Below are 13,741 nucleotides of genomic sequence, written 5' to 3'. Positions count from 1 at the left end.
CTCTTGGACTGAGAAGTTTAACGGACAGATATAATCACTTGCGGAATATGACATGAACCGCCGTGTACCGAACGGTATGCACGGTGGTGTGAGAGGACGGGGGCTAGCCGCCCCCTCCTACTCGATTGAGCAATATAGTAGAACGGAAATTCGACATATACATGGCATGATGATTAAATTGTCGATTTTCGTTGTTTTTGGGCTAAAAACCTTCGAATTCCTTCGATTTATAATAATAAATTAATCTTATCTGAAATTCTCTAACGCTCACTATATAGGAAGAGATTTTTCTGTAAAACGTTTCCTATAGCATTTGGGAGGATATGGCAGGAATTAACTGGATCGTTCAGGTCATCTCGGCTCTTGCAAGCTAAGCGTAGGTTAACCATGGATATGGGATTTTACCGAGGGTGAGGCAAATGGGGAGGTATGTTAACCTAATAACCGTATTCAAAATTAGAAGGGAGCTTGATGAATGAAAAGTTTAAAGCACATTGGACTTTGCTTGGTGCTGATTTGCGTATTAGTTGGCTGCAGCAGCAACAGCAATACGAACAATGGCAAGCAAGCAGAGGCATCAGAGACGACATTAGCTAAGGCGCAACGGGAGGGGTTCATTACAGTTGGCTTCGCCAATGAGATGCCGTATGCATATGCAACACCCGATGGGAAATTGACAGGCGCATCCGTAGAGGTTGCACGTGCGATATTAACAGAGCTTGGCATTGAACAAATGGATGGCGTACTTACAGAATTCGGTTCACTCATTCCAGGCCTGAATGCGAAACGATTCGACTTAGTTACTGCTGGGATGTTTATTACGAAGGAAAGAGCAGAACAAGTTGACTTTGCCAATCCGGAGTACAGTATCGGTGAAGCGATTGCGGTAAAGATAGGGAATCCGCTTGACCTTCATAGCTACGAAGACATCAAGAACAATGCAGAAGCGAAAGTAGCCGTGATGGTTGGTGCGATCGAGGTTGATTATCTGAAAGGCGTAGGCGTTGCGGAATCGCAAATCGTTACCGTACCTGATCAGCCGTCTGCGATATCGGCGCTTCAGTCCGGTCGTGTAGATGCTATAACAATGACAGGACCTTCACTCCAAGCAGTTCTTGACTCTGCACAGGACAGCGACATCGAACGTGTGATGGACTTTGAACAGCCAGTTATTGATGGTGTTAGTGTTCGAGGTTATGGAGGGGCAGTATTCAGACAAGACGACGATGAGTTCCGAGAAGCCTTTAACGCAGAGCTAGAGAAGCTTAAGGAATCTGGAAAGCTGCTAGAAATTTTAATGTCATTTGGATTTACAGAACAAGAGCTGCCAGGTGAGATGACAGCGGAAGAGCTGTTGCAATAATGGATGTGTTCTCATTCGAGCTATTGCCTCCACTGCTTAAAGGGCTGAAGGTAACGATGCTTCTAACATTGTACAGTACGATCGTAGCCTTATGTGTTGCATTTTTAGCTGGCTTTGCCCGATTATCAGAAAATAAGCTAGTACGAGGTATTGCAACGGTATATGTGGAGGTGTTTCGCGGAACATCTTTGCTAGTTCAGCTGTTTTGGATGTACTTCGCTTTACCGATGCTGCTTGATATACGATTGTCGGCAATGACCACAGCAGTTATAGCGATAAGCTTAAATTATGCTGCCTACGGCTCCGAGGTTGTGAGAAGTACGATACTCGCGGTACCTAAAGGACAAGTAGAAGCCTGTATCGCACTTAACTTAACGAGATTCCAGCGCATGACAAGAGTTATTATTCCGCAAGCCTGGTCGATGATGCTGCCAAGCTTCGGGAATCTGCAGATCGAGCTGCTGAAGGGGACCTCACTTGTCTCACTCATTACGCTAGCCGATCTTACCTACCAAGGCATGATGCTACGCTCGTTTAGCATCTCACAGACGACGGCGATCTTTGCATGGATCCTTATTCTATACTACGTTGCTGCTTCAATTCTGACGTATCTAATTAGACTAGCTGAACGCAGAGCAGCAGTAGGGAGGGGATAAACATGTGGGATTGGCATTATGTGTGGGAGATACTCCCTAAGCTATTAACCGTCGTTCCAATTACGATAGCCGTTACATTGGCTGGCTTTATCATCGCAAGTGTACTGGGGATGCCGCTGGCACTAGCTAGAAGATCGAGAAGTCGATGGATCTCATTGCCAATTACAGCGATTGCTGATTTCATAAGAAAGACTCCGCTCATTATTCAGCTCTATGTCATCGTATTTGTTTTCCCCGAGATGATCGGAGTAACTTTGTCACCGTTCATTGCAGGAGTTATTGGATTAGGTATTCATTACAGTACGTATATGTCTGAGGTTTATCGCTCTGGCATCGAGGCAGTTCCCAAGGGACAATGGGAGGCTTCAACTGCGCTAAACTTTAGCAAAGCAAAAACATGGTTTCGCATCATACTTCCTCAATCTATACCACCAACGATACCGGTGATGGGGAATTATCTCATCGTCATGTTCAAGGAAACCCCCGTGTTATCAGCCATTACACTCGTTGAACTACTTATGACAGCTAAGGAATTAGGTTCATCCTCCTTTAGATACCTTGAAGAGTTTACGCTGGTAGGGATCATATTCTTTGCACTTAGCTATCCATCCGCGCTGCTCGTGCGGGCTTTAGAGAAACGAATGCAAGGAAGGGAAAGGAGTGCAGCAACAAAATGAGTCAGAATATTTCGACAAATAACCATGCTGAAGCTACAGATTCAACAACTTCAACGGACCATACAACAACTGAACATACCGCAACGGATCATGCAACTACGGATTATGCAACAACTGATCATATCACAACGGATCACGACGCAAATGAACTTACCACAACAGATCATGCAACAACGGATCATACCGCAACAGATCATGTGTCCGAAAATAATCGTTCACCCATTAAAGATACAACCCAGGTTACGGCCATTCAGATTACAACCGAAGATACAGCTCAAGCTGCAGATATCCGGAATACAACCGAAGGTACATCTCAAGCTGCAGCCGTTCGAAGTACAACCGAAAGTCCATCTCAAGCTGCAGCCAATATGAATACAACAGAAAGTACACCCCAAGCTACACCTGTTCAAGCTTCACCAGATCAAATGAATAACCACTCTTCAGATACATCAATAGTGCAGCCTATTGTCCGCTATCGTAACGTTACGAAAGCATTTGGCGATCATGTTGTACTAAAGGAATTGAACCTAGACATTATGCCTGGTGAAAAAATCGCTCTTATCGGTCCGAGTGGTTCTGGTAAAACGACCATTGCTCGTTTATTGATGACGCTGGAACGACCAACCTCAGGAACGATCGAGGTTAACGGCGAAATGCTGTGGCATATGAAGCATAAAGGAAAGCTAGTTGCAGCCAATGAAAAGCATCTGCATCGGATGCGGGGCAGTATCGGGATGGTATTCCAGCACTTTAATCTATTTCCGCATATGACCATATTGCAAAACGTAATGGAGGGCTTAGTTCAAGTGCGTAAAATGCCCAAAGCACAGGCAGAGGAGCGAGCGCTCGAGCTATTAAGTCAAGTTGGTCTACAAGATCATACGAAGCATTATCCCGCTCAGCTGTCTGGCGGCCAAAAACAAAGGGTAGCCATCGCAAGAGCGCTTGTGATGCAGCCACAAATTTTGCTGTTTGATGAAGTCACCTCTGCACTAGATCCTGAGCTTGTTGGTGAAGTGCTTGATGTAATAAAAGGAATTGCAGCGAAAAAAGATACAGCGATGATGTTGATTACCCATGAGATGGACTTCGCAAGAGATATTGCAGATCGCGTCCTGTTCACAGATGGAGGAGTCATCGTTGAAGAAGGTCCTCCTGAGCAAATTTTTGGGAATCCGCAAAGCCCAAGACTGCAAAGCTTCTTAACGCGTTTTCTTAGTGATCGGCAGTATCAGCTGGCCGAAGAGCATGTCGCTACAGGTGTAGAATCATGAAGCAAATGATAAGCAGTCTACTTCGGTACCGAACGCCTAGCAAACGTGATGGTGCAAAACTATGGAAGCTAGTGAAAGACAGCGGCAAGCTTGATGTTAATAGTCCATATTTTTATATAACGATGAGTCATTGGTTCTCTAACAGCTGTATGATCGTAGAGGACATCAACAATGATCGAATAATCGGAGCCGTTATAGGCTTCAGACAACCTGAATATCGCAATCGACTTTTTATTTGGCAAATAACAGTTCACGAGGATTATAGAGGGCAAGGGATTGCGTTAAAGCTATTGGATGAACTGGCAAGTCAGTCTGGTACGGAGTATGTCGAGGCAACGATTTCTCCATCTAACGCAGCATCCCGTCGTTTATTTGAAAAGTGGTCAGCTATGATAAAGGCAGACATGATAAAAAGTGAAAGTGATGGCTTTGGTATAGAGTTGTTTCCCGAGCAAGCGCATGAACAGGAGGACTTATATATAATCGGTCCCCTGAAAAATATAGAGAGCAAAAAGGAGAGAAACGATAGATGACAAATTTTAACGTTCAAAACAACGACCTGCACGTTTTTGAATCACTAGAATCAGAGGTTAGAAGCTATTGTCGCTCGTTTCCAACAAAGTTTCAAAAAGCATCTGGCTACCAATTATGGGATGCCAATGGTCGATGCTATACTGATTTTTTCGCTGGCGCCGGAGCTTTGAATTACGGGCACAACGAGCCTCGTATGAAGGAGCAGCTGCTTCAATATTTAACTGGCGATGGCGTAACGCATAGCTTAGATATGGCAACAGAGGCAAAAGAAAAGTTCTTATCTGCCTTCCACGATATTATTCTGAAGCCGAGAAAGTTGAAGTATAAGGTGATGTTTCCAGGACCAACGGGTACCAATTCTGTAGAAAGTGCATTGAAGCTTGCAAGAAAGATTACTGGACGAGAGACAATCATGAGCTTCACAAACGCATTTCATGGGATGACGCTTGGAGCATTAGCGGTTACTGGCAACAAATTCAAGCGTAATGGCGCGGGTGTTCCACTAAATCATACCGTATCGATGCCATATGACGGCTATATGGGGAAGGATATCGATTCGTTGCAATTTATCGAAAATTATTTGCAGGATAGCGGTAGTGGCATGTCACTGCCAGCAGCTGTGATCGTGGAGACGATTCAAGGCGAAGGCGGCATCAATGTGGCGAGCACGGAATGGCTGCAGGGGCTGGAGCGCTTATGCCGAAGCTATGGCATGCTGCTAATCGTCGATGATGTGCAGATGGGCTGCGGCAGAACCGGAACGTTCTTTAGCTTTGAACGCAGCGGCATCGAGCCGGATATTGTATGTATGTCCAAATCCATAAGCGGCTATGGTCTGCCGATGGCGATTACGCTATTGAAGCCTGAGCTTGATAAGTGGACCCCTGGCGAGCATAACGGTACCTTCCGTGGCAACAATCTTGCATTCATCACGGCAACAGAGGCACTGCAATATTGGAAAACAGACAAATTTTCAACAGAAATCGCTGTAAAGGCAGAGAAGGTAGCGCAAGCTTTAGCAAGGTTGGTCAAGAAGTATCCCGAGCTTAAGGGCGAGTACAGAGGTCTTGGCTTGATGCAGGGCATCGCGCTAGAGCCAGGTATTGCTGATCAGCTCTCGAAGCTAGCTTTCGAAAGAGGATTGATCATGGAAACCTCTGGAACAGACAGTGAGGTAATTAAAATTATGCCGCCATTAACAATCGACATGTCAGCATTAGAAGCAGGTCTGCAAATTTTAGACGAATGTATGCAAGAGGTATTAGTTGAAGCAAACAATGAAGCACAGGTTGTAAATAGCTAACTTGGGATGGAGGAAAATGCCATGATCGTAAAACATTTAGAGGATGTTATTGGTACAGAATTTGATATTGATACACCTACGTGGAACAGTCGAAGATTAATTCTTAAGAAGGATGATGTCGGATTCTCTCTGCACGATACGATTATTAAAGCAGGTACAGAGACGATGATTTGGTATAAGCATCATATTGAAGCGGTTTATTGCGTTGAAGGGGAAGGCGAGATCGAGCTGATCGATACGCGAGAAACCTATAGCATTCGCCCAGGCACGTTATATGTGCTGAATGGGCATGAAAAGCACTGGCTGCGAGGAACGACAGATATGAGGATGATATGTGTATTCAATCCGCCATGCACAGGGCAAGAGGTTCATGATGAAGAAGGAGCCTACGTGGCAGCGGAATAATAGACTCCTGCGAGCGGTATACGTAGCAGCAGATTGGTAGGTTTTGCGTAGTGTATGTGTCAGCAGATTAGTTGGTTCTTGTGGAAAGTCTACGAGTCAGCAGATTAATGCATTATTACAGAACATCTACGTAGTTGCAGGATAATGCGCTTTTGCAGAAAGTCTACGAATCACAGAATAATGCGTTATTGCGGATCGTCTACGTAGTTGCAGGATAATGCGCTTTTGCAGAACGTCTACGTAGTAGCAGAATAATGCGTTTTTACAGAACATCTACGTAGTAGCAGAATAATGCGCTTTTGCAAAAAGTCTACGAGTCAGCAGAATAATGCGCTTTTGCAGATCGTCTACGTAGTTGCAGGATAATGCGCTTTTGCAGAACATCTACGAGTCAACAGATTAATTGCTCTTGTATGCAGTCTGTGGTGCAGGCAGATCGTTAGTATGCGATCTACAGAGTGCTGGATGAAGCTTCGTTATGAAGTTTGTGAGGGCTAACGAAACTCAATCATGACCGATTGTATATTGTACAGTTCGAATGAAGCTCGTGAGGAACCTAGTAAGTCTGCCAATCATTCCGTTTCAACTGTAATCGCGAAAGATCAAGTGTAAATAAATCCCGCATGATTAATTCGATTAATTTAATTAAAAGGAGTAATGTCGATATGAAGCAATTAGTTGATGTGTATCCTACACGTAAGTCAAGTGAACCAGCACTATTGGAGCGAAAGGACCCAGTCGTTTATCAATCGACGTTGAATCAAAGTGAAATTGGAACTGATGAGCTTAGCTTCTATGAGCAGAACGGCTACTTATTTCTAGAATCCTTCTTCCAAGAGGAAGAGGTCGAGGAGTTCAAGCAAGAGACAAAACGATTACTTACAGAGTCTAGAGGGGCCGACCGTCCAGAGGTTATATTAGAGCCTGAAGGTGAAGAGGTACGAAGCGTATTCGCCGTTCATAAAGATGATGTATTCTTTCAAAAATTAGCTAACTCACCACGCTTGATAGCGATTGTTAAGCAAATACTCGGAAGTGATGTGTACATACATCAATCAAGAATAAACTTTAAACCCGGCTTCACAGGTAAAGAGTTTTATTGGCATTCTGATTTTGAAACATGGCATGCGGAGGATGGGATGCCGCGTATGCGCGCACTAAGCTGCTCGATCGCGCTTGAAGATAACAACGTGTATAATGGCGCACTTATGATTATCCCAGGTTCTCATAAATGGTTCGTAAGCTGTGTAGGGGAAACGCCTGAGGATCATTTCAAAGATTCACTGCGCCGCCAAGAATATGGAGTACCTGATCAAGAGAGCCTAACGAAGCTCGTACAACAAGGTGGAATTAATATGCCAACTGGCAAAGCTGGATCTGTGCTTCTGTTCGACTGTAATGTCATGCATGGATCGAGCGCCAACATCTCACCGTATCCGCGCAGCAATGCATTTTTCGTATACAACAGTGTCGAGAATAAGCTGGAGGATCCGTTCGCAAGTCAAAAGCCTAGACCAGATTATATTGCAACAAGATAAGGTACGGCGCGGCAGGATGACAATAAAAGTCCACCATCCTTCTGGATTAAACGAATGCAGACTTGCTTAATAAGCGTAATGTAGGTTTGCTTAATAAAAGTAATACCTGCTAGTTTAATAGGAGTAATACAAACTTGCTTAATAGTCGTGGACTAATGTATCCATAACATTGAATAAGGAGCTGCTATAGGTACTGCACCCCAAAAGTTAGAATGAGAACCTAAAAATAAGCTAGAACATCATTAGCTCATTTTTTTATATTATACTTGGTGAATGAGTGGATCCAGAAGTCATTGAGAATTGACGTCTGGATCCACTTTACTTCGTGCTAGTGCGTGAAGATACGTTTGCACACATCCCGGTGTTCAGCCACTTTATATGAAAAACCACCTAAACCGCTCCCAAATGCTCGTGACTCAGCCGAATTGTATGAAAAATCACCTAAACCGCCGCAAAATGCTCGTTATTCGGCCCAGTTGTATGAAAAACCACCCAAACTACCGCAAAATGCTCGTTATTCAGCCGAATTGTATGAAAAACCACCCAAACTGCCGCAAAATGCTCGTGACTTAGCCGAATTGTATGAAAAACCACCTAAACTGCCGCAAAATGCTCGTGATTCAGCCGAATTGTATGAAAAACCACCTAAACTGCCGCAAAATGCTCGTGATTTGGCCGAATTGTATGAAAAACCACCTAAACTGCCGCAAAATGCTCGTGATTCGGCCCAGTTGTATGAAAAACCACCCAAACGGCGCCCCAAATGCCCCTGACTCAGCCGAATTGTATGAAAAACCACCTAAACTGCCGCAAAATGCTCATTTGTCGGCCCAGTTGTATGAAAAATCACCCAAACCGCACCACTATTGCCACAACACAGCCATTTCATGCAGCAAGCGAGGCTGCTGCAGACACATTAAACAAATCACAATATATTGTATGTAAAGCACGCTTGACATTTATTGTAGAATCATTTATTCTCATTGTAAAGTGAGCTTTACATTGAGGAGGTTCATCATGAATAATGTTATTCGTGAGCTGCGTTTACAATTCAATATGACGCAGGAGCAGCTTGCAGAACAGGTCGGCGTGTCGCGACAATCGATCATTGCGATTGAGAATCAGAGATATAAACCCTCTCTGGAGCTGGCTTATAAAATCTCAAAAGTTTTTCATAAAACAATTGAAGATGTTTTTATATTCGAATAGGAGGGACATAGATGGTATACGTAGGGATTTATGGTGGCTTGTTGATTGGTTTGCTAGGCTGGTATTTCGGTAGAGTAGCAGCACGCAAAAAAAGAGGCTTGGATGAGATGAACACCCATATTTGGAGCAAGGCACGTTCTACTTCATGGTACTTTACAGCAGCAGCGATTTATCTGTTAATGACATTGGAGGTGACTGGGATGAAGCTAAACCTTATTCCTGCGCTTTCTATCCTTCTACTTGTTCACTTAGCTAGTTGGGCGATAGCAGGCACTTTTTTCTCATTAAATTTTATTAGTCCAGATTCCCCTAACAATGTTGTTATATTGTCAGCTATTATTGGCGCTACCTTCTTATTAATTTTTGCGATCATATCAGTCTTAACGGGTAACTGGAAGTTTCTACTTACCGCTATCCCACCCGTTATCATGATTACGTTAATTTCGATTGCACAAGCTCGATTAAAGAAACATGCTAATCCAAAATAATTCATTCTAGCTCTTGAAATTTGACCTCATTGTGACATACTAGAAGCAACTAGTATAAACAATATGGCGAAGCACGCTCGGAATTCCTTTATGTGAAAAAGGAATGACCGGGCGTTTTTTTATTGCTTCTCATGATTACTTAGCAAATACTGCAATTCTTATGATTACAAACATTAACGCTACGCGTTACATTCACAGAAAAGGAGTGAGAAAGAGTGCGTTACATACACAGAAAAGGAGTGAGAAAGAGTGCGTTACATTCACAGAAAAGGAGTGAGAAAGAGTACATTACAAACACAGAAAAGGAGTGAGAAAGAGTGCGTTGCATACACAGAAAAGAAGTTAGATAGAGGGTTAGCTAGACCATTATATGAAGTGCAGCTTTAATGAAGTAAAATTTTTGCTGAACAGAGGTTATTGCCCTTCAATAATATAGTAGAGGTGAACAGTATGAGTTTAACGATTGAACAAGATAAGTGGCTTCAAAAACATTTGGCTAGTCGAAAAGGGGAACGAAGAGATGCATTGAAAAGAGGGCATGGCTACGGAAATCAATTGTTTATTGAGCAAATATGGTGGCCGCTTATGGGGCATTTCAATGGCTTACATCCGGAATATGAAGTGAAGGACTGGCGAGGTCGTGCTTACTATGTTGACTTCATGTGGAAGCTAGGAGGGTACCGCTTTGTATTTGAAATCATGGATTATGGTTCACATGGCAAGGAACGATCAAAATATCGCATGGATTTGAATCGAGGGTTATTTCTACAATCGCAAGGCTTTCATTACATAGAGCTATCGCTAGATGACCTGAAGGAAAATCCTATGTTTATACTAAATATGCTTCAAAGCATACTATCATCTTATTTAGTAGTAACGATCGAGCAGAATGGTGAAATCCTACGTAAGTTTACGAAGATTGAACGGCAATTAATGAGCTTTGCAATTCGCCATAATCGGATTCTAAAGCCAGTTCATGCAGCAAGAGAGCTAGAGCTTTATAAGGCAACCGTCATCAAGTATTGTCGTATTCTCGTAGAGAAAGGCAAGCTTCGCGCGGTGCCATCTGGAGTGTCGGGTCGAGTGTACCAATATGAATATATCGGATCGATTCAAAGTCCAGACCTGGTATAAGCGGACAGAACTTCGCAGAAGAACGAGAATCCTGTAGAAGAACGAGAATCCTGTAGTAGAACGAGAACCCTGTAGTAGAACGAGAACCCTGTAGTAGAACCAAAACTCCGCAGAAGAACCAAACCCTGTAATATAACCAGCTAGAACTATAACCAGAACCCTGCAGTAGAATCAGAACCAGAGCTCTAACGTTGAGAATTTACAACATAAGAATATGCAGCAATGCTGGGTAGCCGAGCTATATAACTAAATCTTTTTTCTTAGCATCCGCATCTAAGGCTGCTCCAATAGCTACGCCAACCCCAATCCCAAGCGGCAATCCTAGACCGATATTATCAAAAACAAGAAGTCCGAAAACTACACCTAAACTTGTGCCAAGAGACATATAAATACTTAAATAAAGTCCACTTGTCACCATTTTATGCTGCTTCATTAAATGAGATTTAATCGAGTCTATTAGCTGCTTATGGACCGAAACATCAGCACTTGAGAGCTGCGCTAACTGATCTCTGCGATGGACGAAGTGGTTCTCCAACTCAATGAGCTGTTGAACACATACTTCACAAACTGGAGCAAAGGAGCTCAGTTTTTCGATGATGCGATGACATCTCTCTAACTCTAGCTTAGCAGCTACTGGCTCATCAACTTGATGACTCAATTCGTAAACGATTGCCTTTAGGTTATCCATTCGCTGTTGATCCATTACATAAACCTCCTAAGTTTTGCTTAACGACATATAAATATTGCAATTCCTCTTCAGTAATTATCTTAACAAAATGCCATCCATTTGTGTTAACACTTTCCCTCTATTAGAAATATTACTCACGAGACGACTTACTCATAGACTCTATTTGTTGCTATCAAGTAGTTCAGTAGAAATGATGCTGAAAAAAATAGGTTGTTAGCGAAAAATGTTCCTGTTAGAATAAAGAAGAAAATGTAAATTAAAGTTAAAGGAGACTTTTAATGTTGCCTTTTCATTTTCGTCCTGCTGATCCTAAGGATGATAGTTTTTTATACGAGCTGTATGCCTCTAACAGACAGGAAGAGGTGGCATCCTGGGGATGGCCACTTGAACAACAGCAATCATTTCTACATATGCAGTGGCTTGCACAACGATCCTCTTACAAAGCTCAAGTTCCCAATGCGAAACAAACCGTCGTTATACTCGATCAGAACCCCATCGGACAATTTATTGTGGACTATACTCCCGTTCATCTTCACCTTATCGATATTTCGATCCTACCGTTATTTCGTAACCAAGGAATAGGGACCTCCTTATTACAAAGCCTTCAACAAGAATCCACTCAACTTAGGAAGCCCATTAATCTTAATGTGATGAAAGGAAATCCTGCTAGTCGTTTATATGAACGGCTGGGGTTTTCATATATTGGTGCCACGAATACGACGGATAATATGGATCTGTATGCATCTATGACGTGGCTGCCACCAAATTATATTTAAATGAAAGGAGCTAATCTATGAGTGATCAGTACGTAGGGGAAATAAGAATGTTTTCTGGTAGCTTTGCACCAGCAGGCTGGGCTTTTTGTGACGGCTCTAGGGTCAGCATTGCTGAAAACCAATTATTGTTCGCGCTTATCGGCACAACGTATGGAGGGGACGGTCAAACGTATTATAATCTTCCGGATCTGAGAGGACGTCTTCCAATTCATCGGGCTACAAACTATCCACTCGGACAAATGGGTGGGGTAGAACAAGTAACACTGGTTGAATCTCAGTTGCCTATGCATACTCATCCTGCTTATGCTAATAACTCTTCCGCAGCTACAACAAGCAGCTCTCCTGCCGGTCAAGTTTGGGGCTATAGTGGAGGCATAACGAATTACCAGACGTCGAATCCAGATGTAACGATGTCGCCTTACTCGCTCTCGAGCGTAGGAGGCAATCAACCTCATAACAATATGATGCCTAGCTTAGCGGTTAGTTATATTATTGCACTCCAAGGGATCTTTCCGTCGCAGTCGTAAAAGGAACACAGCTTGTGATGTGAGTATAATGAATCATTTCGTTTCAATAGGAATGAAATTACTTTATAAAAAGGAGGAATGGGGATGTCAGAACCGTTTTTAGGTGAGATCAGAATGTTTGCCTTTGGATTAATCCCTAAAGGGTGGCTTCCATGTGATGGTCAGCTTTTGCAAATAGCTTCAAATTCAGCTTTATATGCTATTTTAGGTACAGCCTATGGTGGCAATGGAACAACGACCTTCGCCTTACCTAATCTACAAGGAAGTACTCCAATTGATTGGAATAATGAGTACCCAGTGGGTTCTAGGGGTGGTGAGACGAACCATACGTTAATAATCACTGAAATGCCACAGCATAGTCATCAGGCTCAAGCAAGTACAAATGGAGCAAGCTTGCCTAGCCCTGCCGGTAACGTATGGGGGAAAACTCCTGATTCTCGTCCCATTTATGCTGCTACAGTCAACACTTCGTTGAATCCTTCAGCGCTTAGTGTCGCGGGTGGAAGTCAACCCCATACGAATATGCAGCCATACACAACATTGACATATTGTATTGCAATACAAGGCGTTTTTCCGTCAAGACCATAGGAGGTGTATTATGGAACCGTTCATTGGAGAGATTAGACTATTTGCTGGAAACTTTGCGCCGAGAGGCTGGGCACGGTGTGACGGTAAGATATTAAACATTCAACAGAACACCGCACTTTTTTCTATATTAGGAAATATATATGGCGGTGATGGAAAAACAACATTTGCTTTACCAAATTTACAAGGGAGAGCAGCGATTGGACAAGGTAGCGGTCCAGGTCTTACCCCTAGACAGCTTGGAGCTAGTATAGGACAGGCGACAGAGACACTAACCGTAAATCAGATTCCAAGCCATACACATATCCCTAACGGGACTAGTGTATCGTCATCAACGACAGCTACGGCTGATCCAACGAATGCGATATGGGGAAGTGAAAATGCGATATCCCCATACAAGCCTTATGATTCCACGCCTAATTCAGCTATGAGTCAACAAGCCGTTGGCAGTGCGGGTATTAGTCAGCCACATAACAACATGCAACCATATGTAGGATTAACCTATATTATTGCACTAGAAGGGATCTATCCACCAAGAAGTTAACTATAGAAAGCCGCCCTCACGATAGGTACGCAGGGTGGCT

At 43.2% G+C, this 13,741-nt stretch carries 17 protein-coding genes; 16 read left to right on the top strand and 1 reads right to left on the bottom strand.

The window, feature by feature from the left end:
• Positions 1–475: 475 nt before the first annotated feature.
• The 12 genes from ehuB to M3180_RS15240 all read left to right on the top strand — a co-directional run bounded on the left by ehuB (position 476) and on the right by M3180_RS15240 (position 10,581).
• Entirely contained in the window at positions 476–1,363 is an 888-nt protein-coding gene (gene ehuB / locus M3180_RS15295) for an ectoine/hydroxyectoine ABC transporter substrate-binding protein EhuB (RefSeq protein ID WP_251669041.1), read from the top strand.
• Positions 1,363–2,019, top strand: coding sequence for an ectoine/hydroxyectoine ABC transporter permease subunit EhuC (ehuC, locus tag M3180_RS15290; protein ID WP_251669039.1), 657 nt, complete (start codon positions 1,363–1,365; stop codon positions 2,017–2,019). The genes ehuB and ehuC overlap by 1 nt, the downstream gene beginning before the upstream one ends.
• A 2-nt stretch (positions 2,020–2,021) precedes the next feature.
• On the top strand, positions 2,022–2,696 hold the full coding sequence (gene ehuD, locus M3180_RS15285; RefSeq protein WP_251669037.1) for an ectoine/hydroxyectoine ABC transporter permease subunit EhuD: 675 nt from the start codon (positions 2,022–2,024) through the stop codon (positions 2,694–2,696).
• A 425-nt stretch (positions 2,697–3,121) separates the two neighbouring features.
• Positions 3,122–3,970, top strand: a complete 849-nt coding sequence (gene ehuA / locus M3180_RS15280; RefSeq protein WP_285855754.1) for an ectoine/hydroxyectoine ABC transporter ATP-binding protein EhuA — start codon at positions 3,122–3,124, stop codon at positions 3,968–3,970.
• Positions 3,967–4,503: a diaminobutyrate acetyltransferase gene (gene ectA, locus M3180_RS15275; protein ID WP_251669035.1), complete on the top strand. Its 537-nt coding sequence runs from the start codon at positions 3,967–3,969 to the stop codon at positions 4,501–4,503. The genes ehuA and ectA overlap by 4 nt, the downstream gene beginning before the upstream one ends.
• Positions 4,500–5,807, top strand: a complete 1,308-nt coding sequence (ectB, locus tag M3180_RS15270) for a diaminobutyrate--2-oxoglutarate transaminase (protein WP_251669033.1) — start codon at positions 4,500–4,502, stop codon at positions 5,805–5,807. The genes ectA and ectB overlap by 4 nt, the downstream gene beginning before the upstream one ends.
• A 21-nt stretch (positions 5,808–5,828) precedes the next feature.
• The gene (locus M3180_RS15265; protein ID WP_251669031.1) at positions 5,829–6,212 is read left to right on the top strand and encodes an ectoine synthase; all 384 of its coding nucleotides are present in this window, start codon (positions 5,829–5,831) and stop codon (positions 6,210–6,212) included.
• Positions 6,213–6,877: 665 nt separating this feature from the next.
• Positions 6,878–7,750, top strand: a complete 873-nt coding sequence (gene thpD, locus M3180_RS15260) for an ectoine hydroxylase (RefSeq protein ID WP_251669029.1) — start codon at positions 6,878–6,880, stop codon at positions 7,748–7,750.
• A gap of 425 nt (positions 7,751–8,175) precedes the next feature.
• A complete protein-coding gene (locus M3180_RS15255; RefSeq protein ID WP_251669027.1) occupies positions 8,176–8,523 on the top strand; it encodes a hypothetical protein in 348 nt (115 codons plus the stop codon).
• A 244-nt stretch (positions 8,524–8,767) separates the two neighbouring features.
• Positions 8,768–8,959: a helix-turn-helix transcriptional regulator gene (locus M3180_RS15250; RefSeq protein WP_251669025.1), complete on the top strand. Its 192-nt coding sequence runs from the start codon at positions 8,768–8,770 to the stop codon at positions 8,957–8,959.
• An 11-nt stretch (positions 8,960–8,970) separates the two neighbouring features.
• Positions 8,971–9,447: a hypothetical protein gene (locus M3180_RS15245; RefSeq protein ID WP_251669023.1), complete on the top strand. Its 477-nt coding sequence runs from the start codon at positions 8,971–8,973 to the stop codon at positions 9,445–9,447.
• Between the two features lie 450 nt (positions 9,448–9,897).
• Positions 9,898–10,581 (top strand): hypothetical protein, encoded by a 684-nt coding sequence (locus M3180_RS15240; protein ID WP_251669021.1) that lies wholly within the window; start codon positions 9,898–9,900, stop codon positions 10,579–10,581.
• A gap of 238 nt (positions 10,582–10,819) precedes the next feature.
• Here M3180_RS15240 and M3180_RS15235 read toward each other — a convergent pair whose 3' ends face one another.
• Positions 10,820–11,284: a glycine zipper domain-containing protein gene (locus M3180_RS15235; RefSeq protein ID WP_251669019.1), complete on the bottom strand. Its 465-nt coding sequence runs from the start codon at positions 11,282–11,284 to the stop codon at positions 10,820–10,822.
• Positions 11,285–11,547: 263 nt separating this feature from the next.
• On the opposite strand from M3180_RS15235, the gene M3180_RS15230 reads away from it, so the two are divergent.
• The 4 genes from M3180_RS15230 (at position 11,548) to M3180_RS15215 (ending at position 13,701) form a co-directional block, all read left to right on the top strand.
• Positions 11,548–12,045: a GNAT family N-acetyltransferase gene (locus tag M3180_RS15230; protein WP_251669017.1), complete on the top strand. Its 498-nt coding sequence runs from the start codon at positions 11,548–11,550 to the stop codon at positions 12,043–12,045.
• A 17-nt stretch (positions 12,046–12,062) separates the two neighbouring features.
• A complete protein-coding gene (locus M3180_RS15225) occupies positions 12,063–12,572 on the top strand; it encodes a phage tail protein (RefSeq protein ID WP_251669015.1) in 510 nt (169 codons plus the stop codon).
• Between the two features lie 84 nt (positions 12,573–12,656).
• On the top strand, positions 12,657–13,160 hold the full coding sequence (locus M3180_RS15220) for a phage tail protein (RefSeq protein ID WP_251669014.1): 504 nt from the start codon (positions 12,657–12,659) through the stop codon (positions 13,158–13,160).
• A 10-nt stretch (positions 13,161–13,170) separates the two neighbouring features.
• Entirely contained in the window at positions 13,171–13,701 is a 531-nt protein-coding gene (locus M3180_RS15215; RefSeq protein WP_251669011.1) for a phage tail protein, read from the top strand.
• Positions 13,702–13,741: the final 40 nt, after the last annotated feature.

Source organism: Paenibacillus camelliae (genome assembly GCF_023715345.1).
Classification (GTDB): domain Bacteria; phylum Bacillota; class Bacilli; order Paenibacillales; family Paenibacillaceae; genus Pristimantibacillus; species Pristimantibacillus camelliae.
This window is presented reverse-complemented; position numbering and strand designations above follow the sequence as displayed.